We start from the raw sequence: 21,081 nt of genomic DNA, 5'->3' as shown, positions 1-21,081 counted from the left end.
GGAACGACCGATCCGGTTCCGGAGCACCGCGCCCGCGGTCCGCCGGATCAGCCGGCTCCGGCGCCCGTCAGGCGGCTGAAGGTGGACCGGTAGGCGCTCGGGGTCAGGCCGGTGCGGCGCAGGAGGTGCTGGCGGAGCGAGTCGGCGGTGCCGAGGCCGCTCGCGCGCGCCACCTGGTCCATGGCGAGGGAGGTGGTCTCCAGGAGCTCCTTCGCCCGCTCGACGCGCTGGTGGAGCAGCCACTGGAGCGGGCTGACACCGGTCTCCGCGTGGAAGCGGCGCGAGAGGGTGCGGACCGAGACACCGGCGTGCCGGGCGAGGTCGGTGAGGCCGAGGGGCTCGTCGAGGTGTTCCATCGCCCACGCGCGCGTGTCGGCGAAGGAGACCCCTCGCTCGGGAGGCAGCGGGGTCTGGGTGAACTGGGTCTGGCCGCCGGGCCGGACGGGTGCGACGAGCGCCAGCCGGGCGACGGCGTTGGCGACGGCGGCGCCGTGGTCGGTGCGGATGACGTGCAGACAGAGGTCGATGCCCGCCGCGTATCCGGAGGAGGTGAGGACGGGGCCGTCCTGGACGAAGAGGACGTCGTCCTGGAGGTCGACGGCCGGGTGCCGGGCCGCGAGCAGCGGTCGGTACGCCCAGTACGTGGTCGCCGACCTGCCGTCGAGCAGTCCCGCCTCGGCGAGCGCGAACGCGCCGGTGCAGATGGACGCGATCCGTTTCCCTCCGTCGGCGGAGGCCCGCAGGACGTCGAGGACGCGCGGGTCGGGCGCCTCGTAGGCGCCGCTGCCCGCGAGGATCACGGTGTCGGCCCCGGCGACGGCCTCCAGTCCGTGCGGGATCACCAGGTCGAGGCCGCCGGAGGTGGTGACGGGCCCGGGGTCGGGGGCGCAGATGACCGTCTCGTACCCGGGCCGGCCGTCGATCTCGACCTTGCCGAAGAGCATCTCCGGGATGGCCAGGTTGAACATCGAGACGGGCGGGGCGGCGATCACGGCGACGCGCCGGACCCGGGAATCGACGGACATGGCCAGAACCTCCGGTCGTATGGCATTCCAGCCACTACTGTACGGCCCCGCAGGTCACGAAGCTGGGCGCATGTCCTCAACACTCCACGTCCAGGGACCCGTTGTGCGCCTCGGCGCGCCCTCCCCCGGCCCCGCGCTCGCCGCCGCCATGCTCGGCTTCGCCCTCATCACCCTCGACACCTCGGTCGTCAACGTCGCCCTGCCCGCGATCGGCGCCGACCTGCGGGCCGGCATGACGGGCCTGCAGTGGGTGGTCGACTCGTACGCGCTGTCCTTCGCCGCGCTGCTGCTCTCCAGCGGGGCCCTCGCCGACCGGGTCGGGGCGAGCCGGGCGTACGGGGCGGGGGTGGTCGTCTTCACCCTCGCCTCGGCCGCCTGCGGTCTGGCCCCGGGCCTCGCGGGGCTCCTGGCGGCCCGGACCGTGCAGGGCGCGGCGGCGGCCGTGATGCTGCCGGCCTCGCTGGCGCTCGTGCGGGAGGCGTACGGCGATCCGGTGCGGCGGGCGCGGGCGGTGTCGCTGTGGGCGGCGGGCGGCACGGTCGCGGTGGCGCTCGGCCCGGTCGCGGGCGGGGCCCTGACCACGGCCTGGAGCTGGCGCGGGATCTTCTTCATCAACCTGCCCCTCGGGATCCTCGCGCTCGTCCTGCTGTCCCGGGTGGCCCGCTCGGAGCGGAGGCCGGCCCCGCTGGACCTGCCGGGGCAGCTGACGGCGATGACGGCGCTCGGGGCGCTGACCTTCGCGGCGATCGAGGGCGGCACGGAGGCCTGGTGGGCGCTGGGGATCGCGGTGGTGGCCTTCGCCGCGTTCCTGCTGATCGAGGCGCGGCGGCGGCATCCGATGGTGCCGCTCGGACTGTTCAGGAACCCGACGGTGGCGGTGGCGGTGGCGGCCGGTTCGGCGAACAGCGTGGCCTTCTACGGCATGGTCTTCGTGTTCGGCCTCTTCTTCCAGCAGGTGCTGGGGCTTTCGGCGCTCGGCGCGGGGCTGATGTTCCTGCCGATGACGGGACTGCTCGCCGGCGTGAACGTCCTGTCCGCGCGGGTGGCGGCGCGGTACGGGGCGCGGCTGCCGATCGTCCTGGGCCAGGCGGTCGCGGTGGCCGGACTGCTCGGCCTGCTGACCGTGGACGCGGGTTCCTCGCGGGCGGCGCAGGCGCTGCTCCTCGTCCCGCTCGCGCTCGGCGCCGGGTTCTCCCTGCCGCCGCTGATCGCGGCGATGATGGAGGCCGTTCCGGCGGAACGGGCGGGCACGGCTGCGGGCCTCCTGAACGCGATCCGGCAGACGGCGGGCGCCCTCGCGATCGCGGTGTTCGGCTCGCTCGCGGCCCGGGACATGGCGACGGCGATGCGCACGAGCCTCCTGATCAGCGCCGCCCTGCTGACGGTGACGACCCTGGCCTCGCTGCGGCTGCCGCGCCGCCGGAACGGTTGACCGCCGGGGTGCGGTGCCGGGGGGACACCGCCGGGCCGCCCTTCGGGGGAAAGGGACGGCCTGGCGGTGCGGGGCCCAGTCTTCCCGCCGCCCCTGGCGTTCCGCTCACGTCGCGCTAACGCCCTGCGCGCCCTTGCGGTAGCGGCCCGGCGCCACCCCGTACTCCCGCTTGAAGGCCTTGGCGAAGGCGAACTCCGAGGAGTAGCCGGAGCGTTCGGCGACGGCCCGGAGCGGGAGGTCGTCGGCGCGCAGGAGGCGGCCCGCCGTGGTCATGCGCCACCAGGTGAGGTACGCGAGCGGCGGGCGTCCGACGAGGGCGGTGAAGCGGCGGGCGAAGGCGGCGCGGGAGAGGCCTCCGAGCGCGCCGAGCTCCTCGACCGTCCACGGCCTGGCCGGGTCGCCGTGCAGAGCGCGCAGGGCGCCCGCGACCGCCGGGTCGCTCAGGGCGGCGGACCAGCCGGTGGAGCGGTCGGCGCACTCGGTGAGCCACCAGGTGCGCAGCAGGTACAGCAGCAGGGTGTCGAGGAGGGCCGGGACGATGGCGTCGGATCCCGGCTGGGGCTCGGCGAGTTCGGCGCCCAGCAGGTCGACGGCGGCGCGCAGCCGGGGGTGGGACCCGACCCGCGCGGGGAGGTGCACGTACGGCGGCAGGTCGGTGAGCAGGGGGTGCGCGCGGGCCCGGCTGAGCTGGTACGCCCCGCAGAGCAGCAGGGTCTCCTCGGCACCGACGGGGCCCCGGTCGGGGCGGGTGGGCCAGGAGCCGTCGGGGGCGGGCAGCGCGTCCACGAGCGGGGTGCCGGGCCGGTCGGCGAGCCCGTGGCCGGTGCCGTGGGCGAGGAGGACGACGTCCCCGGGGCCGAGGCGGACGGGGGCGCCGTCGTCCGGGGGCAGCAGCCAGGCGGTGCCCTGGAGGACGACGTGGAATCCGGCGCCCTTGCTCGGGGGGAAGCGGAAGCCCCAGGGGGCGAAGCGGACGGTGCGGGAGGAGTGGGGGCGCCCGGTGCGCATGGCGGCGATGGCATCGCTCAGTACGTCCATGGCCGGAACGGTAGCGCCCGAGACGATCGGACATGGTGGGAAGCCGGGGAGACATGGATCGTCCGCCCGGCCGCTTCTAGCGTCGAGGTCATGACGACAACAGGCATGACGACGAAGGCGGTTCTGTTCCACGAGCTCGGCGGCCCCGAGGTGCTGAGGGTCGAGGAGGTGCCCTTGCCGGCACCCGGCCCCGGGGAGGTGCTCGTCCGGGTGGAGGCGATCGGACTGAACCGCGCCGAGGCGCTGTTCCGCGAGGGCACCTACTACTACCCGGCGACGCTGCCGGGTTCGCGGCTCGGCTACGAGGCGGCGGGCGTGGTCGAGGCGGTGGGCGCCGGGGTCACCGCGTACGCCCCGGGCGACCCGGTGATGGCGGCGGCCAACTTCGACTTCGGGCGGTACGGCGTCCACGCGGAGCGGGTGGTGCTCCCCGAGGAGTACGTGGTGGCCCGGCCGGAGGGCGTGGACGCGGTGACGGCGGCGGCGGTCTGGCTGAGCTACTTCACCGCCTACGGCGGGATGGTGCTGACCGGCGGTCTCGGCGCGGGCGAGCACGTGGTGATCACGGGGGCGTCCAGTTCGGTGGGCACCGCCGCGATCCAGATCGCGCTGCGGGTCGGCGCGGTCCCGATCGCCACCACCCGGGGCGAGGGGAAGCGGAAGGGGCTCCTCGGCGTGGGGGCCGCGCACGTGGTCGTCACGGACACCGAGGATCTGGTCGCGGAGGTGCGGCGGATCACCGGCGGGAGGGGTGCGGACCTGGCCTTCGACGCGATCGGCGGGCCCGGGTTCGCCCGGCTCGGGGACGCGCTGCGGCCCGGCGGCACGGCCGTGCTGTACGGCTGGCTGGATCCGCGGCCGGTCGAGCTGTCGCGGAACTGGCCGCTGACCACCCACGGGTACGCGAACGGGGCGCTGGCCAGGACCGAGGAGGGGCGGCGGCGCGCGGCCGGGTTCATCGGCTCGGGGCTGCGGGACGGCTCCCTGGCGCCGGTGATCGCCGAGACCTTCGACGGTCTGGAGCGGATCGCCGACGCCCACCGGCTGATGGAGTCGAACACGCACCTCGGGAAGATCGTGGTGCGGGTGGGCCGGTGACGGGGGTCAGCGCCTGGGGACTCCCAGCGGGTTGCCGTCGCGGAGTTCCGGCGGCAGGAGGTGGCCGGGGGTCGACTGGTACGTGACCGGGCGCAGCCAGCGCTCGATCGCGGTCGCGCCGACCGAGGTGGAGGTGGAGGTGGTGGCCGGGTAGGGGCCGCCGTGGTGCTGGGCGGGCGCGACGGCGACGCCGGTGGGCCAGCCGTTGACGAGGACGCGGCCGGCCAGCGGGGTGAGGGCGGCGAGCAGGGAGGCCGCCGCTTCGTCCTCCTCGCCGATGTGCAGGGTCGCGGTGAGGTTGCCGGGCAGCAGGCCGAGGACGGCGGTCACCTCCTCGCGGGTGGAGTAGCGGGCGACGACGGTGACCGGTCCGAAGCACTCCTCCAGGAGGAGGCGGTGGCCTTCGCCGTGGAGCGCGGCGGCGTCGACGGCGAGGACGCCGGCGCTGACGGTGTGGGCGCCGCCCGCGCCGGGGGTGACCGGGGTGTCGACGCCCGCGAGCGCGGCGCGCTCGGCGACCCCGGCGACGAAGGCGTCCCGCATGCGGCGGTCGAGCATGACGGCCGGTTCGGTCTCGCTGACGGCGGCCGTGAGCGCGGCGAGGAAGCGGTCGCCGTCCTCGCCGCGGGGGGCGAGGACGAAGCCGGGCTTGGTGCAGAACTGACCGGCGCCCAGGGTCAGGGAGCCGGCGAGCCCGGCACCGATCTCCCCGGCGCGCTCCGCGGCGGCGGCCTCGGTGACCACGACCGGGTTGAGGGAGCCGAGTTCGCCGTGGAAGGGGATGGGGGCGGGGCGGGCGGCGGCCGCGTCGAAGAGGGCCCGGCCGCCGCGGATGGAGCCGGTGAAGCCCGCCGCCGCGACGAGCGGGTGGCGGACGAGCCCGACGCCCGCGTCGAAGCCGTGGACGAGGACGACGACGTCCTCGGGGAGCCCGGCCTTGACGGCGGCACGGCGCAGCAGGGAGGCACAGAGCTCGGAGGTGGCCGGGTGGTCGGGGTGGGCCTTGACGACCACGGGGCAGCCGGCCGCGAGGGCGCTCGCGGTGTCGCCGCCGGGGACGGAGAAGGCCAGCGGGAAGTTGCTCGCGGCGTAGACGGCGACGACGCCGAGCGGGATCTTCCAGCGGCGCAGGTCGGGCCGGGGCGGGGTGGCCGCGGGGTCGGGGAGGTCGATCCGGACGTCGAGGAAGGAGCCGTCCTCGACGACCTCGGCGAAGGCCCGCAACTGGGCGGTGGTGCGGGCGAGTTCTCCGGTGAGGCGGACGGGGCCGAGGGCCGTCTCGGCGTCGGCCGCCTCGACGACGTGACCGCCGGAGGCGTCGAGGAGGTCGGCGGCGGTACGGAGGAAGGCGGCCCGCGCCGCGCGGTCGGCGAGGGCCTCGCGGGCGGCGTGCGCGGACCGGACGGCGCGGTCCACCTCCTCGGCTGTGGCCTCCACCGCAACCTGCTCGCGCGGCTTCCCCGTCCGGGGGTCCACACTCCACACTGGTTCTGCCGCCATCGCCACGCCCCTGTTCGCTATTCTGAACGCAGTTCCCGTAGGTGAACGCATCTGGACGGGACTCTAGGGACGGCCCGGCCGTCTCCACAAGGGCTCTGTCCGGCCGGGCGGCCGGTGGACGGCCGGACGACGGAAAAGGGGCGAGGGCCATGGCGACTGCCGACGCGGGTGGGGCACAGGTGAAGTCCGCGGTGCGGACCGTGGAGCTGCTCGAGTACTTCGCGGGGCGCCCCGGGATGCACTCGCTCGCCGCCGTCCAGGAGGCCGTCGGCTACCCCAAGTCCAGCCTGTACATGCTGCTGCGCACCCTGGTCGAGCTGGGCTGGGTGGAGACGGACGCGACGGGCACGCGCTACGGGATCGGCGTGCGGGCGCTGCTCGTCGGCACCTCGTACATCGACGGCGACGAGGTGGTGGCCGCCTCCCGGCCCACGCTCGACCGGCTCTCCGACGACACCACCGAGACCATTCACCTGGCACGGCTCGACGGCACGAACGTGGTCTATCTGGCGACCCGTCAGTCCCAGCACTATCTGCGGCCGTTCACCCGGGTGGGGCGCCGGCTTCCCGCGCACTCGACCTCACTGGGCAAGGCGCTGCTCGCCACCCACAGCGACGAGCAGGTCCGCAAGCTCCTCCCGGAGACGCTCCCGGCGCTGACCGAGCACACGGTCACCGACCGCGAGCGGCTCATCGAGGAGCTGCGCGCCGTCCGGGAGCAGGGCTACGCGGTGGACCGCGAGGAGAACACCCTGGGGCTGCGCTGCTTCGGCGTCGCGATCCCCTACCGGAGCCCGGCGCGGGACGCGATCAGCTGCTCGGTGCCGGTGGCGCGCCTCACCCCCGGCCACGAGCAGATGATCAAGGACGCGCTGTTCGACGCGCGGGACCGGCTGACGCTGGCGACCCGCCGCCTCTGAACCTCCGGGTCACGCGCGGTCGGCGAGGGCCTTCTGCCACACGGGGCTGTCGACGTAGTGGTTGTCGTACTGCTCCGAGGAGGCCTTGATCTCCTCGAAGCTCGCCTCGCCCCGCATGACGCGGCCGAGGAGGCGCAGGTAGTCGAAGCGGGCCATGCCGGGCGTGAAGACGAAGAGCACGTCGGCCTCGGCGCCGGGCGCCGCCGCGAAGGCGTGCGGGGTGTGCGGCGGGACGAGGAGGAAGTCGCCCTGCTCCAGGACGGTGAGCTCCTCGCCGACCAGGACCTGGAGCGAGCCGCCGAGCACGAAGAACATCTCCGAGGCCTTGGTGTGGAAGTGCGCCGGGGCGCCGACCGCGCCCTTCGCGAACGAGGAGCGGTAGCTGGTGAGCTGCCCGCCGGTGGTGTCGGAGTCGGCGAGGAGGGTCATCACGCTGCTCGGGTCGGCCGTGGTCTCGGCGGTGGCGGCGCGGGTGAGGAGCGGGGCGAAGGTCTCGTTCTCGTTCATGATCACTACTCTAGAAGGCCATTGACCGGCCCGACAGGGCCAATTGATCATCAAAAACAGAGGTCAATTCCGGTCGTCGGGTCCCGGCCGGGAGGAGGGCTCCTCCCCCGCGCGGCGGAGTCGGTTCACCACCCGGAAGGAGGTGGGGGCCGGACCCCGCACGGGAGCGTGGAGCCATGACACAGACCGCGTCCCCCCTCGCCCCGGCACCCGCCGGCGGGCACCGCCCGAGCGCCGCCCGCCGTGCGCTGCGCGCCCTCGCGATCCTCGCCTGCCTCCCGTACATCTCGCTCAAGGTCGTCTGGGTGGCGGGCGGCACGCTCGGCATCCCGGCCGGCAGCGTGCTCCTGGAGCGCCCGCAGCTGATGGCGATCGCCAACGCGGTCTCGGTCCTCGCCGACGTCCTCGTCATCGTCCTGGCCCTGCTGCTCACCCAGGCCTGGGGCCGGCGCTTCCCCGCCTGGCTGCTCGCCCTCCCCATGTGGGCGGCGACCGGACTGCTCGCCCCGATCATGACCGGGTACCCGACGCAGCTCGCGGTCGCCCTCGTCACCGGCGCCGACGAGGCCGCCGCACCCGCCGAACCCTTCCTGGACGACTGGGTCTTCGCCGTCGTCTACGGCGGATTCATCCTCCAGGGCCTCTCCCTCGGCACCCTCTTCGCCCTGTACGCCCGGGACCGCTGGAGCCGTCTGTGGCGGGGCCGCCTCGGCGCGCTGCCCGCCGGCACGTCCGGGCCCGGCGCGCGGGCCCTCGCCGTGGCCGGCGCGGTGGCCGCCCTCGTGCCCGCCACGCTCCACCTGGTGTGGGCGGCCGGCTCGACCACGGGCCTGCCCGCCCGGCGGATCGCCGAACGCGACTCCGACTTCTACGTCCTGGAGGCCCAGTGGGCCGGATTCCTCGTCGCCGCCGTCGTCCTGACCCTGTTCCTGGTGCTGCGCCGGCCCGCCCGCCTCCGGGTCCGCACCACGCTCGCGCTGGCCTGGACGGCCTCGGGTGCCGTCGGCTGCTGGGGGGCCTACATGTCGCTCGTCGCGCTGGTGCCGGACCCCGATCCCTCGAAGCACGTCCCCGGGCTCGTACAACTGTCCTACGCTGGCGAGATGATCACCGGGTTCCTTCTCGCCGCGTGCGTGGCGCTCTTCCTGCGGCGCCGGAGCGCCGGGGCGTGAGACCGGCGCGGGCCCTGTTCGGGCAGCGGGCCAGGCTGCGCTGGCTCCATCTGATCCTGGGCGGCGCGCTGTTCATGCCCTTCTGGATGGTCGGCTCCCTGGCCGCGGGGCCGCTGCTCGGCGGCGGCGGCCTGTTCACCGGCGACCTCTGGGTGCAGCTCCTGGCCTACGTCGTGGGGCTGCCGCTCGCCGCCGTCGCCGCGCTCTTCCCGCTGGCCCGGCCGATGTCGGTCGCCGCGGCCCGGGCGCTGTGCGGGGTGGACGCCGACCGGTTCGCGGACGGCCCGGCGCACGGCCCGGAGGCCAGGGGCCGGACGGCCGGCTGGTTCACCCTGCACCTGGGCGCCGGGGCGCTGGTCAGCGGGGCGACCCTGGCCCTGCCGCCCTTCGCGGTCGCGGTCATCGCGCTGCCGTTCTCGCCGGGCCTCCGGGAGTCCGCACTCGGCCGCCTCTGGGGCCTCGACCGGGCCTGGATCCGGGCGGCGCCGCTCGCGGGCCTGCTGATGCTGCTCGCGCTCGCCGCCGTCGCCGCCGCGACGGGCGCCCTCCTCGCCCGGCAGGCGCCCCGGCTGCTCGGGCCGAGCCCGGCGGACCGGCTGGCGGCGGCCGAGCGGCGGGCCGCCGAGGCCGAGTCCCGCAACCGGCTCGCCCGCGAACTGCACGACTCGGTCGGCCACGCCCTGAGCGCCGTCACCCTCCAGGCGGGAGCGGCCCGCCGGGTCCTCGACGGCGACGCGGCCGACCTGGAGTTCGTACGGGAGGCGCTGACCGCGATCGAGGAGACCACCCGGCGCACCGTCGGCGAACTGGACTGGGTCCTGGGCGTCCTGAGGGACGAGGGGACACCGGAGCACGGCCCGGGGCCGGGGCTCGACGCCCTGGAGTCCCTGGTGCGGGGCGCGGGGCCGCGGGTGGCGCTGACCGTGCGCGGCGCCCTGGGCTCCGTACCGGAGGCGCTGTCCCGGGAGGCGTACCGGATCGTCCAGGAAGGGCTGACGAACGCGGCCCGGCACGCGGGCGGCGCGCCCGTCACCGTACGGCTCGACGCCCGTACCGAGGAGTTGGAGATCACCATGGAGAACCCCCTGCCCGACCGTCCCGCGGTCACCCGGCCCGACGGCGGGCGCGGCCTGCGCGGGATCACCGAGCGGGCCCGGCAGCTCGGCGGCACCGCCGGGGCGGGCCCGGCGGACGGCGTCTGGCGCCTCGCGGTCAGGATCCCCCGGTGAGCGCGCCGATCAGGGTCGTCCTCGCCGACGACGAGCGGATGGTCCGGACGGCGCTGCGGGTCATCCTGGACGCGGAGGACGGCCTGGAGGTCGTCGGCGAGGCGTCCACCGGCGCCGAGGCGGTGTCGGTGGTGCGGGCGGAGCGGCCGGACGTCGTCCTGATGGACGTGCGGATGCCGGAGATCGACGGGATCCGGGCGACCGAGCAGATCCTCGCCGGGATGGCGGAGCCGCCGCGGATCGTGGTGGTGACGACCTTCGAGAACGACTCCTACGTGTACGACGCGCTGCGGGTCGGCGCGGCCGGCTTCCTGCTGAAGCGGGCGGCGGCGGAGGAGCTGGTGAGCGCGGTCCGGCTGGTCGCGCGGAGCGACTCGCTGCTCTATCCGGCGGCGGTGCGGGGCCTGGCGGCCGAGCACGCCCGCCGCCGGCCGCCGGTGGCCCCGCCCTGGGCGGGGCGGCTCACCGAGCGGGAGTCGGAGGTCCTCCGCCTGGTGGCGACGGGTCTCACGAACGCCGAGATCGCCGGGCGGATGGGCGTCGGCCCGGCCACGGTGAAGACGCACGTGGCGGCGGTCCTGGCGAAACTGGGCGCCCGCGACCGCACCCAGGCGGTGATCCTGGCGTACGAGTCGGGCTTCGTCCGGACGGGCTGAGGCGCCGCTCGTGGCGGCAGGGCCCCGGGGGCTCAGGGCCGTGGTCCCGGGGCGCCTGAGGCGCCGCATGCCGTTGCCCCTGAGACACCGGCCGAAGCCGCCGGCGCCGACCTGCGAGAGAGATCGGCGTCGGTCCCGCGGCGGGATTCAGGGGCCGGCCTGCGTCTCACCGGGTACCGCTCGCGTCTTCCTGCGGAGGGATTCAGGGGCCGGCCTGCGTCTCACCGGGTACCGCTCGCGTCTTCCTGCGGAGGGCGATCGACCGGTCGACGGCGGACACCGCCAGAAGCGCGAACCAGGTTCCACCCAGACACGGACCGAGCAGACCCCACCAGTCCACGACCGGCTCTGCCAGGATGCCCGCGGCCCACCAGATGTCGTAGGCCACGATTCCGGCCAGCACCAGGGCGACGAGCGCCGTCGTCCACCAACGCTCGGGCCAGCCCCTGTGCATGTCTCCCCCTGTCGGAACCGCCGCTGCGGACGCCCGCTTCCGCTCGCCCACGCGCCGCATCCTGGCAGGTCGGGCTTCATCCGGTCACTGCCCAGCACCGGCAACGAACACCGCCGGTTCCTGCGGGGACCGGGCAGGACGCGGTGGTCCCGGGGCGCCCCGGGACCACGGGTTCCGTTCGCGCGGGGGTCAGGAGCGCGTCGCGGTCGCGCAGCCGCCGGGACCCTCGGTGATCGGGGCGGTGCGGTCGTACGGGTCGACCGTCCCGTTGCCCGGGTCGGCGTCCGGGCCTCCCCCGCCGAACTCCGGCCGGAAGGATCCCGTGGTGGTGCCGCAGCCGCCGTTCGTCATGTCGGTCTTGTACGACAGCAGACTGAAGGTCCCCTCCCCGGTGACGACCTTCGCCGGATCGTCCCAGCTCACCACGGTCTCCCGCCGCACGATCACCCGCACGACCTCGTCGCCGCCGCCGGCCGGCGCGACCGGGTAGACGTAGGTGACGTCGGCGGTCACCTCCAGGGCTCCGAGCCGCCCCTCGCGGTAGGAGAGACGGCCGCGGGTCTTCACCACGTCCCCGGCCGGGCGCGCCTGCGCGGGGTCGAAGCGGCTGAAGAGGAGCAGCGGGTCGTGGTCCTCGTCCGGGCTGCGCAGCGCGGTCGTCACGAAGGCCGTGACGTCCTTCTGGTGCGGGTTCATCAGGGCGATGGCCTGCGCCGGGCGGGCGCCGCGCCGCACCGCCGGGTCCAGGTTGGAGAGGACGAGGAAGTCACGGGTCCGCGCGAGCGCCCGCTCCACCTCGGCCTCGCCCATCCAGCCGGTCGCCTTCGCGGGGGGCACGGTGATGCCGGCCGCGCCGTCCGCCCAGCGCGCCGCCGGGGAGCCCCGGAAGGGCTCGTCGAGGGTGGCCCGTCCGCCCGGCTCGGCGGGCGGCGCCTGCTCCGGCCGCGCCGACTCCCGCGCGAGGGGCGTCGTGTCCGTGTCGCCGCCGGACCAGCCGACGAAGCCGCCCGGGTCCACGGCCACGACCAGCAGGACCAGCGCCGCCACGAACCCCGCCACGTACCAGCCCTTCCCGCGCCGGGGCGGCGGGGGCGTGTGCGCGCGCCAGGCCGTCGGCTCCGCGGGCCGGTCCCGCAGCCGCCCCTCGACCTCGCGGGCCCGTGCGGACGGCTCCTTCGGCGCGTCGGCCGCGCCCTCGGCGGAGGTCCTCAGGAACTCCGCCCACACCTCGTCCGGCACGGACGAACCGTCCTTCTCCCCGCCCGTGGTCACGCCGACTCCCCGCCCCGTACGTCTCCGGCCCCTCCCCAGGGCCCTCCCCCATGATGATCACACGGCGCCCCGACATGAAGGTTCGCTGAGAAAACGGCCACATCCGGAACGTCCGGCACCGGATCGTTCGTCCCCAGAAGTGCGATGAACAAGACGATCAGGCACACGTCGGTCTTCGTCCTGGCCCTGGTGCTCGCCCTCCTCGGGCGGGCCACCTGGGTGCAGGCGTACGAAGGCAAGGCGCTCGCGGACGACTCGAAGAACCGGCGGAAGACCATCGCGCAGTACGCGCAGCCGCTCGGGAACATCGTCGTGGCCGGCTCGCCGGTCACCGGCTCGAAGAGGACGGAGGGATCGGACCTCGCGTACAAGCGCACCTACACGGACGGCGAGCTGTACGCGGCGGTCACCGGCTACAGCTCGCAGGCCTACGGCGCCACACAGCTGGAGGGCATCTACTCCGGTGTCCTCGACGGCACCGACGACCGGCTGAAGAACCCCCTGGACGCCGTCACCCGCAAGCAGCAGGACCCGGGCACGGTCGTCACCACGATCGACCCGGACGTGCAGAAGGCCGCCTACGAGGCGCTCGGGAGCACGAAGGGCGCGGCGGTCGCCGTCGACCCGGCCACCGGCCGGATCCTGGCCATGGTGTCCACCCCGTCCTACGACCCGTCGAAGATCTCCGGGACGAACGACGGGGACGTCTGGAAGAAGCTGACCACCGACGAGGACAAGCCGCTGGTGAACCGCGCGCTCCGACAGCCGCTCCCGCCCGGCTCCACCTTCAAGCTGGTCGTCGCGGCCGCCGCCCTGGAGGACGGCCTGTACGGCTCGGTGGACACGGCGACGAAGAGCCCCGACCCGTACACGCTGCCGGGCACCCGGACGGTGCTGAGGAACGAGAACGCCTCCGCGCCCTGCGAGAACGCCACGATCCGCACCGCGCTCCGGTACTCCTGCAACAACGTCTTCGCCAAGATGGCCGCCGACCTGGGCCAGGACAAGGTGAAGGCGATGGCGGAGAAGTTCGGCTTCAACGACGCCGAGCTGGACGTCCCGGTCCGCGCCTACGCGAGCGTGTACCCCTCCGGCATGGACAGGGCGCAGACGGCGCTCACCGGCATCGGCCAGTTCGACGTGACCGCCACCCCGCTCCAGATGGCCATGGTGTCGGCCGCGATCGCGAACGACGGCCTGCTCGCCGCCCCGCACATGGTCCAGCAGGTCGTCGACTCCGACGGGGACCCGCTGACCTCGTACAAGGACGGGGACACCGAGCGGGTCGTCTCCTCCTCGACGGCCGAGCAGCTGCGGAGCGCGATGGTGACGGTGGTGGAGAAGGGCACCGGCACCAACGCGGCCGTGGACGGGGCCGAGGTGGGCGGCAAGACCGGTACCGCGCAGCACGGCGAGAACAACAGCAAGACGCCGTACGCCTGGTTCACCTCGTACGCCAAGGACCCCTCGACCGGGAAGCAGGTCGCCGTCGCGGTGATGATCGAGGACTCGGGCGCGGCCCGCTCCGAGGTCAGCGGCAACGGCCTGGCCGCCCCGGTGGCGCAGAAGATGATGGAGGCGGCGCTGAAGTGACATGAGCCGGGGGCCGATTGGCCGCCGGGTCCTGTCACACGATATGCAGGGGGCACACCCCATGATTCGCACGCGTGCGCGGATCGCGGGGTGTGCCCCTGCTCTTCGTCCCTCGGAGGACCGCCGTGCGCCTGCCCCGTTCCCTGTCCGGCTGGACCATGGCGGTCTTCGGCGTGCTCGCCGCCGCCCTCGGGGTGGTGGGCCTGGTCGCCCCGGACGCCCTGCTCACCGTCATGGGCTTCGAGCCGGTGCCCGAGGGCGGGCGCGCGGACGGGGACCACACCCTGGTCTTCCTGACGGCCTCCTCGATGGCCGCGCTCAACATGGGCGTCTACTACGTCCTGGCCTCCCTCGCCGACTGGAAGGCCTTCTTCCGCTGGACGGTCCCCTTCCGGCTGCTCACCTGCGCGGTCTTCACCCTGGCGGTCGTCACCGGCCGCGCCCCGGCCGGGTTCCTCGGCGTGGGCCTGTGGGAGGGACTCGGCGCGGTGGTGACGGGGCTCGCCCTGCGGTTCGAGAAGCGCGCGGTCCCGGGGGCGCAGGCCCCGGCGTGAGCCCCGGCGTGAGCGACACCCCCTAGGTCACCGCGCGCGTCTCCGGGGAGTCGATCTAGGGCGACTGACCGATCCGGAGGACCCGCCTCAGACCGCAGTCTTCGGCCATGCGTTGGTATCTGACAGGTGTCGTCGTGTCCGGATTCGGCACGACGGCGATGTGGCTGGTCTCCGGTGTCTGGGTCAAGTCCCTCACCGGGTCCGACAGTCTCGCGGCCCTCGCCGCCTTCACCCTCTGGGCGCCCGTGCTGCTCGGGCCGCTGCTCGGCACGCTCGCCGACCGGGTGCGGCGCAGGCCGCTGCTCGTCGTCCTGAACCTGGTGATGGCGGCCCTGCTGCCGCTGCTGCTGTGGGTGGAGTCGGCGGACCGGGTGTGGCTGCTCTTCGCCGTCCTCGTGCTGTACGGGGCGCAGGGCACCGTCCACGACGCGGCCGAGCAGGCCCTGGTGGCCTCCGTGGTCGACGGGGAGCGGCTCGGCACGTTCAACGGGCTGCGGATGACGGCGAACGAGTCCATGAAGCTGATCGCCCCGCTGGCCGCGGCGGGCCTCTTCGCCGCGTACGGCAGCGGGCCCGTCGTCCTCCTCGACGCGGCGAGCTTCGCGGTCGCGGCGGCCGTGTTCGCCCTGATGCCGGTCCGGGAGGCCCGGCCGTCCCGGCCCGGGGCGCGGAACTGGTGGCGGGAGACCGCCGAGGGCGTGCGCCTGCTCCGGGCCTCACGGGTGCTCCGGCCCCTGGTGGCGACCGGTGCCTTCACGATGCTGCTCGCCGGGGTGAACGGAGCCGCGATCTACGCCGTGGTGGACCGGGGCCTCGGGCACGCGCCCGCGTACGCCGGGGTGCTGTACGCGGTGCAGGGCGTGGGCTCGGTCCTCGCCGGCCTGCTCACCGGTCCCCTGCTCCGCAGGATCCCGGAACGGACCCTCGCCGCCGCCGGCCTCGCGCTGTTCGCCGTGGCGATGGGCGTACGGGGAGCGCTGCCGTACGAGGCGACGGCCCTGGCGGCGAGCGCGGTGATCGGCCTCGGGATGCCCTGGGTCCTGGTCTCGGTGATGACGGCGGTCCAGCGGGAGGCCCCGGCCTCGGCGGTCGGCCGGGTGGCGGCGAGCGCGAACACCCTGGTCATGGCCCCGAACGCGCTGGCCATCGCGCTCGGCGCGGGCCTGGTCGCGGTGGCCGACGTCCGCGTCCTGCTGCCGCTGCTGGCGGCGGCGGGCCTCGGCTGGGCGTGCACGCTGCTCCCTGGCGCGTACCGGCACGGCCTGCTGCCCCGGACCGGCGGCACCCCGTAGCACCCGGCCCCACGGGCACCTTCGCCCACCCCCGCGTGGGCCGTCGCCCCCGCCCGGCAGCACGCGCCTGCCGCAGTGCGGGCCTTCGCCCGCTGCCCGTGTGGGCAATCGTCCCGCAGGGCGGGACGGGTGGGCACACGGGACGGCGCGCTTAGCGGCGCCTCCGCGTTCCGCGCCTGGACCCGCACCACGTGCGCGCCGCACCAGGAGGTGCGGGTCAGGGCACGGGAGCCTAGGCCCGGCAAGGGGCGCCGTTCCGTTGTGCCCACCCTCCCCCAAGCTCTCGGCTTCGCTCGAGCAGGGGGGACCCCCATCGCCCCAGCGGAACGATTGCCCACAACGGGCGGGGCGCGGGCCCACAACGGGCGGGGCGCGGGCCCGCAACGGGGCGGGCGCCGCCCACAACGGGCGCCGGGGGCCCGTGGCGGGGAGCATGGAGGGAGGCGGTGGGAGGAGGGCGGTGTGACGGCTGGTTCCTTCCCGGGGACAGCGGGACGGGTCGGCGTGCCCCTCGACGGCAAGGGGCTCCTCGACGTGCTCGGGGTCGCCGCCGTGGTCGTCGACGCCCGGGGCCGCATCGTCCTGTGGAGCCCGCAGGCGGAGGCCCTCTTCGGCTTCCGCGCCGACGAGGCCCTCGGCCAGTACGTGGCCCGGCTGATCGTCGGCGCGGACCACCGCGAGGAGGCGATGCGCCTCTTCGGCGAGGTGCTGCGCGGCGGCCCGGCCTGGGCGGGCACCTTCCCCGTACGGCACAAGGACGGCTCGGTGCGGCGGGTGGAGTTCCGCAACATGCGGCTCACCGACGACCTGGGCGACCCGTACGCCCTGGGCATCGCCGCCGACGGCGCCGCCGTCGAGCGCATCGAGACCGAGCTCGCGCTCTCCGACCGGCTGGTGTCCCAGTCGCCGCTCGGCCTGGCCGTCCTGGACACCGAGCTGCGCTACGTCCTGGTGAACCCCGCCCTGGAACGGATCAACGGCATCCCGGCGGCGGAGCACCTCGGACGGCGGATCGCCGACATGCTTCCGCAGGTCGACGCCGAGGTCCTGGAGGAGGCGCTGCGCGGGGTGCTGGCCACGGGGACTCCCGTGCTCGACCACGCCGTGGCCGGCCGGACCCCGGCGGACCCGGAGCACGAGCACATCTGGTCGCTCTCCTTCTACCGGCTGGAAGGGGCCGACGGCCGGGTCCAGGGCGTCGCGGCCTCGGTGATCGACGTGACCGAGCGGCACCGGGCGGCCGCGGACGCCGACCGGTCCCGGCGGCGGCTGGCACTCATCGCGGACGCCTCGGCGCGGGTGGGCACCACCCTGGAGGTGGAGCGCACGGCCGACGAACTGGCCTCGGTGGTGGTGCCGGAGCTCGCGGACATCGCCGCCGTCGACGTCCTGGACTCCGTCCTGGCGCTGCGCAGGCCCGGCGCGCCGGAGGAGGGGCCCGAGCTGTTCCGGGCGCTCGCGGTGAAGGCCGTGGGCCGTACGGAGGCCCTGCCGGCGGCGGATCCGCCCGGGGAGGTCGCGATGTACGGGGCGGACCGGCTCGTCACCCGCTGTGTGCACACCGGTCTGCCGGTCCTGGTGGAGCACGTGGGGCCCGGCGACCTGTCGCGGATCGCCCGGAGCCCGGAGGCCGCCGAGCTGCTCGCGCAGGCCGGGGTGCACTCGTACCTGGCGGTGCCGCTGATCGCGCGCGGCGAGGTGCTGGGCGCGCTGGACCTCAAGCGGGACCGCAACGCGCTGCCCTTCGACGGGGACGACGTCCTGCTCGCGACCGAACTGGCGGCCCGCGCGGCCGTCAGCATCGACAACGCCCGCTGGTACCAGAGCGTGCGGAACTCGGCGGTGACGCTCCAGCGCAGTCTGCTGCCGGGGGCTCCCCCGGACCGGGCGGGCCTGGAGGTCGCCGCCCGCTACCAGCCGGCGCACGCGTCGAGCGAGGTCGGCGGCGACTGGTACGACGTGATCGCGCTGCCCGACGACAAGACGGCGCTGGTCGTCGGGGACGTGATGGGCAGCGGGATCGACGCGGCGGCGACGATGGGCCGGCTGCGGACGGCGACCTGCGCGTTCGCGGACCTCGATCTCTCCCCGGCCCAGGTGCTGCGGCACCTGGACCGGATCACGGCGGGCCTGGAGCACTACATCGCGACCTGTCTCTTCGCCGTGCACGACCCGGTGCGGCAGCGGTGCCGGATCGCGAACGCGGGGCATCTGCCTCCCGTGCGGGTCCCGGTGGACGGGCCGGCGGAGCTGGTGCGGCTCTCCACGGGCGTGCCGCTGGGGGTCGGCGGAGGGACCTTCCGGACCACCCGGGTGACCTTCCGGCCCGGGGACCTGCTGGTGCTCTACACGGACGGCCTGATCGAGACCCGCACGGATGCGATCGACGACCGGCTCGCCCTGCTCGTACGGCTCCTGGACGAGATGCGCGGGCCCCTCGAGGAGACCTGCGACCGGCTGCTCCGGGCGCTGCGGCGGCCGGGCGCACCGGACGACGTGGCGCTCCTCATCGCCCGGAGCACGGGATGACCCGGGGCCGTGGGCAGGGGCGGGGAAAGGACAGCGGGCGCGGTACGGGGCTGCGGAGCGTCGCCGGGCAGGTGTTCGCGCTGGAGGCGCTGATCGCGCTCCTGGTGATCGCGGCGGCCGTGTTCGTGACGTTCCACCAGGCGCGCAGCGACACCGAGCGGGACGCCCGCGTCCGGTCGCTCGCGGTGGCGGAGGCCTTCGCGCACGCGCCGGGCATCGACTCCGCGCTGACCTCCCTCGATCCCACGGCGGTGCTGCAGAGCCGCGCGGAGGCGACCCGGAAGGCGACGGGGGTGGACTTCATCACGGTCCTGAGCCCCACGGGGGTGCGGTACACCGACTCGGATCCGGCGCTGATCGGCCGGAGGGCGACCGGTGACCTCTCGCGGGCGGAGGTGGACAAGGAGGCGTTCACGGAGCTGTTCCGCGGCGCGCCGAACGACGCGGTGCGCGCCGTGGTCCCGGTCCTCGACGAGAAGGGACAGCTCGTCGGCATGGTCAGCAGCGGCATAGAGGTGGAGAGCATCTCGCACGCGGTGCAGGGCCGGCTGCCGCTGCTCATCGGCGTGGCGGGCGGCGCGCTCGCGGCGGCGGTGGGCGGGGCGGCGCTGGTGAGCCGGCGGCTGCGGCGGCAGACGCACGGGCTGGGCCCCGCGGAGATGACCCGGATGAAGGAGCACCACGAGGCGGTGCTGCACGCGGTGCGGGAGGGCGTCCTGATCGTGGGCGCCGACCACCGGCTGCTGCTCGCCAACGACGAGGCGCGCCGGCTGCTCGGCCTGACGGCGGACGCGGAGCGGCGGCACGTGTCGGAGCTCGGCCTCGATCCGCGGACGGTCGAGCTCCTGGAGTCGGGGCGGTCGGCGACGGACGAGGTGCACCGGGCGGGCGACCGGCTCCTCGCGGTGAGCGTGCGGCCCACCCTGCCGCACGGCTCGGAGTCGGGGTGCGTGATGACGATGCGGGACACCACCGAGCTGGCGGCGGTGACCGGACGGGCGGCGGTGGCCCGCGGCCGCCTGCAGCTGCTGTACGAGGCGGGGGTGCGGATCGGGACGACGCTGGAGGTCGTACGGACGGCGGAGGAGCTGGCGGAGGTGGCCGTCCCCCGGTTCGCGGACTTCGCGACGGTGGAGCTCCTCGAACCGGTGCTGCGCGGCGAGGAGCCCGTGGAGATCGCGGACCCGTCCACGCCCACCGAGATGCGGCGGACGGCGCTGAGCGGGCTGCGGCCGGACCAGCCGCTCCAGCCCGTCGGGGACACCGTCCGCTTCGACGTGACCAGCACTCCGATGGCGACGGCCCTGCACGCGGGGCACGCGGTGGTGCAGGCGGAGCTGGCCGCGGCGGAGGGCTGGCGGGCGCAGGATCCGGAGGGGGCGGCGCAGGCGCTGGCGTACGGGATGCACTCGCTGCTCACGGTGCCGCTGCTGGCCCGCGGGGTCGTCCTGGGGATGGCGAACTTCTGGCGTGCGGACACCCCGGAGCCGTTCGGGGAGGAGGACCTGTCGTTCGCGGAGGAGCTGGCGGCGCGGGCGGCGGTCGCGATCGACAACGCGCGCCGGTTCACCCGGGAGCACGCGATGGCGGTGACGCTCCAGCGGAGCCTGCTGCCGCGGGTGCTGCCCGATCAGAGCGCGGTGGAGGTCTCGTACCGCTACCTTCCGGCGAAGGCCGGGGTGGGCGGCGACTGGTTCGACGTGATCCCGCTGCCGGGGGCGCGGGTGGCGCTGGTGGTCGGGGACGTGGTGGGGCACGGGCTGCACGCGGCGGCGACGATGGGGCGGCTGCGGACGGCGGTGCACAACTTCTCGACCCTGGACGTGCCGCCGGACGAGCTCCTGGGCCATCTCGACGAGCTGACGGGCCGGATCGACGACCGGGAGTCCGAGGGGACGGACGGCGAGGGACGGCGGCGGGACGAGGGCATCACGGGCGCGACCTGTCTGTACGCGATCTACGATCCCGCGTCCGGGCACTGCACGGTGGCGAGCGCGGGGCATCCCGGTCCGGCGCTGGTGAGTCCGGACGGGCGGGTCGAGTTCCCCGAGCTGTCGCCGGGCCTCCCGCTGGGCCTGGGCCTGGGGGACGCGCCGTTCGAGTCGACGGAGCTGGTGCTGCCGGAGGGCAGCAAGCTGGTCCTGTTCACGGACGGGCTCCTGGAGGACCACGGGCGGGACATGGACACGGGACTCGGGCTGCTGCGCTCGACGCTGGCCCGGCCGGACCGGAGCCCGGAGCAGACCTGCGCGGACGTGCTGGCGACGCTGCTGTCGCCGACCCCGCGCGACGACATCGCGCTGCTCGTGGCGCGGACCCGGCTGCTGGACCGGGAGCGGATCGCCGAGTGGGAGGTGCCCCGGGACCCGTCGGCGGTGTCGCCGGTGCGGAACGCGGCGGCGGCGAAGCTGTCGGAGTGGGGGCTCGACGGGCTCGCGTTCACGGCGGAGCTGATCCTGAGCGAGCTGATCACGAACGCGGTGCGGTACGGGGCGGATCCGGTGCGCGTGCGCCTCCTGCACGACCGGACGCTGATCTGCGAGGTCTCGGACGGCAGCAGTACCTCCCCGCACCTGCGGCACGCGGCGACGACGGACGAGGGCGGGCGCGGGCTCTATCTGGTCGCGCAGTACGCGGAGCGGTGGGGCACGCGGTACGCCCGGCGGGGCAAGACGATCTGGGCGGAGCTGCGGGTGAACGGGGAGGGCTCCGAGCCGGTGGCGATGGTCGTACCGGACCTGGACGCGCTGGAGGACCTGGCGTGGTGAGGGGGCCCGGTGTCGTGGGACCCGGCGCGGGGAGGCGGACCC

The 21,081-nt window shown here is 75.0% G+C and carries 17 protein-coding genes; 11 read left to right on the top strand and 6 right to left on the bottom strand.

Going from position 1 to position 21,081, the window contains the following annotated elements; genetic code table 11:
• Window positions 1-47: 47 nt before the first annotated feature.
• Window positions 48-1,025 (bottom strand): GlxA family transcriptional regulator, encoded by a 978-nt coding sequence (locus ACFV2S_RS08950; protein WP_383799774.1) that lies wholly within the window; start codon window positions 1,023-1,025, stop codon window positions 48-50.
• Window positions 1,026-1,095: 70 nt separating this feature from the next.
• Between ACFV2S_RS08950 and ACFV2S_RS08945 the strand changes: the two genes are divergently transcribed.
• Window positions 1,096-2,457, top strand: a complete 1,362-nt coding sequence (locus ACFV2S_RS08945; RefSeq protein WP_385555599.1) for an MFS transporter — start codon at window positions 1,096-1,098, stop codon at window positions 2,455-2,457.
• A 105-nt stretch (window positions 2,458-2,562) separates the two neighbouring features.
• Here ACFV2S_RS08945 and ACFV2S_RS08940 read toward each other — a convergent pair whose 3' ends face one another.
• Entirely contained in the window at window positions 2,563-3,495 is a 933-nt protein-coding gene (locus ACFV2S_RS08940; RefSeq protein WP_385555597.1) for an AraC family transcriptional regulator, read from the bottom strand.
• Window positions 3,496-3,585: 90 nt separating this feature from the next.
• On the opposite strand from ACFV2S_RS08940, the gene ACFV2S_RS08935 reads away from it, so the two are divergent.
• Window positions 3,586-4,593, top strand: a complete 1,008-nt coding sequence (locus ACFV2S_RS08935; protein ID WP_385555595.1) for a zinc-dependent alcohol dehydrogenase family protein — start codon at window positions 3,586-3,588, stop codon at window positions 4,591-4,593.
• A 6-nt stretch (window positions 4,594-4,599) separates the two neighbouring features.
• Here ACFV2S_RS08935 and ACFV2S_RS08930 read toward each other — a convergent pair whose 3' ends face one another.
• The gene (locus ACFV2S_RS08930) at window positions 4,600-6,093 is read right to left on the bottom strand and encodes an aldehyde dehydrogenase (NADP(+)) (RefSeq protein ID WP_385555594.1); all 1,494 of its coding nucleotides are present in this window, start codon (window positions 6,091-6,093) and stop codon (window positions 4,600-4,602) included.
• 149 nt (window positions 6,094-6,242) lie between these two features.
• On the opposite strand from ACFV2S_RS08930, the gene ACFV2S_RS08925 reads away from it, so the two are divergent.
• On the top strand, window positions 6,243-7,013 hold the full coding sequence (locus tag ACFV2S_RS08925) for an IclR family transcriptional regulator (protein ID WP_385555592.1): 771 nt from the start codon (window positions 6,243-6,245) through the stop codon (window positions 7,011-7,013).
• A gap of 9 nt (window positions 7,014-7,022) precedes the next feature.
• Here ACFV2S_RS08925 and ACFV2S_RS08920 read toward each other — a convergent pair whose 3' ends face one another.
• Window positions 7,023-7,520, bottom strand: coding sequence for a cupin domain-containing protein (locus ACFV2S_RS08920; protein WP_385555591.1), 498 nt, complete (start codon window positions 7,518-7,520; stop codon window positions 7,023-7,025).
• A 176-nt stretch (window positions 7,521-7,696) separates the two neighbouring features.
• Here ACFV2S_RS08920 and ACFV2S_RS08915 point away from each other — a divergent pair, with 176 nt between their 5' ends.
• From ACFV2S_RS08915 to ACFV2S_RS08905, 3 genes are read left to right on the top strand one after another with little or no spacing between them, the layout of a single operon-like run.
• On the top strand, window positions 7,697-8,692 hold the full coding sequence (locus ACFV2S_RS08915; RefSeq protein WP_385555589.1) for a hypothetical protein: 996 nt from the start codon (window positions 7,697-7,699) through the stop codon (window positions 8,690-8,692).
• Window positions 8,689-9,921: a sensor histidine kinase gene (locus tag ACFV2S_RS08910; protein ID WP_385555587.1), complete on the top strand. Its 1,233-nt coding sequence runs from the start codon at window positions 8,689-8,691 to the stop codon at window positions 9,919-9,921. Before ACFV2S_RS08915 ends, ACFV2S_RS08910 begins: the two co-directional genes overlap by 4 nt.
• On the top strand, window positions 9,918-10,577 hold the full coding sequence (locus ACFV2S_RS08905; RefSeq protein WP_385555585.1) for a response regulator: 660 nt from the start codon (window positions 9,918-9,920) through the stop codon (window positions 10,575-10,577). Before ACFV2S_RS08910 ends, ACFV2S_RS08905 begins: the two co-directional genes overlap by 4 nt.
• Before the next feature lie 202 nt (window positions 10,578-10,779).
• Here ACFV2S_RS08905 and ACFV2S_RS08900 read toward each other — a convergent pair whose 3' ends face one another.
• Window positions 10,780-11,031, bottom strand: coding sequence for a hypothetical protein (locus tag ACFV2S_RS08900; RefSeq protein WP_385555583.1), 252 nt, complete (start codon window positions 11,029-11,031; stop codon window positions 10,780-10,782).
• A gap of 189 nt (window positions 11,032-11,220) precedes the next feature.
• Window positions 11,221-12,303 carry a hypothetical protein gene (locus ACFV2S_RS08895; protein WP_385555581.1) on the bottom strand — a complete coding sequence of 361 codons (1,083 nt, stop codon included), beginning with the start codon at window positions 12,301-12,303 and terminating at the stop codon, window positions 11,221-11,223.
• Window positions 12,304-12,447: 144 nt separating this feature from the next.
• Here ACFV2S_RS08895 and ACFV2S_RS08890 point away from each other — a divergent pair, with 144 nt between their 5' ends.
• From ACFV2S_RS08890 to ACFV2S_RS08870, 5 genes are all read left to right on the top strand, one after another.
• Complete coding sequence (locus tag ACFV2S_RS08890) at window positions 12,448-13,896, top strand: peptidoglycan D,D-transpeptidase FtsI family protein (RefSeq protein WP_385555579.1); 1,449 nt, start codon at window positions 12,448-12,450, stop codon at window positions 13,894-13,896.
• 158 nt (window positions 13,897-14,054) lie between these two features.
• Window positions 14,055-14,450 carry a hypothetical protein gene (locus ACFV2S_RS08885; RefSeq protein ID WP_385555744.1) on the top strand — a complete coding sequence of 132 codons (396 nt, stop codon included), beginning with the start codon at window positions 14,055-14,057 and terminating at the stop codon, window positions 14,448-14,450.
• A gap of 107 nt (window positions 14,451-14,557) precedes the next feature.
• Window positions 14,558-15,742 (top strand): MFS transporter, encoded by a 1,185-nt coding sequence (locus ACFV2S_RS08880; RefSeq protein WP_385555577.1) that lies wholly within the window; start codon window positions 14,558-14,560, stop codon window positions 15,740-15,742.
• Between the two features lie 462 nt (window positions 15,743-16,204).
• Window positions 16,205-18,271 carry a SpoIIE family protein phosphatase gene (locus tag ACFV2S_RS08875; RefSeq protein ID WP_385555575.1) on the top strand — a complete coding sequence of 689 codons (2,067 nt, stop codon included), beginning with the start codon at window positions 16,205-16,207 and terminating at the stop codon, window positions 18,269-18,271.
• Window positions 18,268-21,039, top strand: coding sequence for a SpoIIE family protein phosphatase (locus ACFV2S_RS08870; RefSeq protein ID WP_385555573.1), 2,772 nt, complete (start codon window positions 18,268-18,270; stop codon window positions 21,037-21,039). Before ACFV2S_RS08875 ends, ACFV2S_RS08870 begins: the two co-directional genes overlap by 4 nt.
• Window positions 21,040-21,081: the final 42 nt, after the last annotated feature.

This window comes from Streptomyces sp. NPDC059695 (genome assembly GCF_042733785.1).
Lineage (GTDB): Bacteria > Actinomycetota > Actinomycetes > Streptomycetales > Streptomycetaceae > Streptomyces.
The sequence above is the reverse complement of the archived record's forward strand: the minus strand, read 5'-3'. Positions and strand labels throughout refer to the sequence as shown.

Coding starts and splice junctions, on each gene's coding strand:
- ACFV2S_RS08950 (WP_383799774.1), bottom strand. CDS start 1,025: ATGTCCGTCGATTCCCGGGTCCGGCGCGTCGCCGTGATCGCCGCCCCG.
- ACFV2S_RS08945 (WP_385555599.1), top strand. CDS start 1,096: ATGTCCTCAACACTCCACGTCCAGGGACCCGTTGTGCGCCTCGGCGCG.
- ACFV2S_RS08940 (WP_385555597.1), bottom strand. CDS start 3,495: ATGGACGTACTGAGCGATGCCATCGCCGCCATGCGCACCGGGCGCCCC.
- ACFV2S_RS08935 (WP_385555595.1), top strand. CDS start 3,586: ATGACGACAACAGGCATGACGACGAAGGCGGTTCTGTTCCACGAGCTC.
- ACFV2S_RS08930 (WP_385555594.1), bottom strand. CDS start 6,093: ATGGCGGCAGAACCAGTGTGGAGTGTGGACCCCCGGACGGGGAAGCCG.
- ACFV2S_RS08925 (WP_385555592.1), top strand. CDS start 6,243: ATGGCGACTGCCGACGCGGGTGGGGCACAGGTGAAGTCCGCGGTGCGG.
- ACFV2S_RS08920 (WP_385555591.1), bottom strand. CDS start 7,520: ATGAACGAGAACGAGACCTTCGCCCCGCTCCTCACCCGCGCCGCCACC.
- ACFV2S_RS08915 (WP_385555589.1), top strand. CDS start 7,697: ATGACACAGACCGCGTCCCCCCTCGCCCCGGCACCCGCCGGCGGGCAC.
- ACFV2S_RS08900 (WP_385555583.1), bottom strand. CDS start 11,031: ATGCACAGGGGCTGGCCCGAGCGTTGGTGGACGACGGCGCTCGTCGCC.
- ACFV2S_RS08890 (WP_385555579.1), top strand. CDS start 12,448: ATGAACAAGACGATCAGGCACACGTCGGTCTTCGTCCTGGCCCTGGTG.
- ACFV2S_RS08885 (WP_385555744.1), top strand. CDS start 14,055: ATGGCGGTCTTCGGCGTGCTCGCCGCCGCCCTCGGGGTGGTGGGCCTG.
- ACFV2S_RS08880 (WP_385555577.1), top strand. CDS start 14,558: ATGCGTTGGTATCTGACAGGTGTCGTCGTGTCCGGATTCGGCACGACG.
- ACFV2S_RS08870 (WP_385555573.1), top strand. CDS start 18,268: ATGACCCGGGGCCGTGGGCAGGGGCGGGGAAAGGACAGCGGGCGCGGT.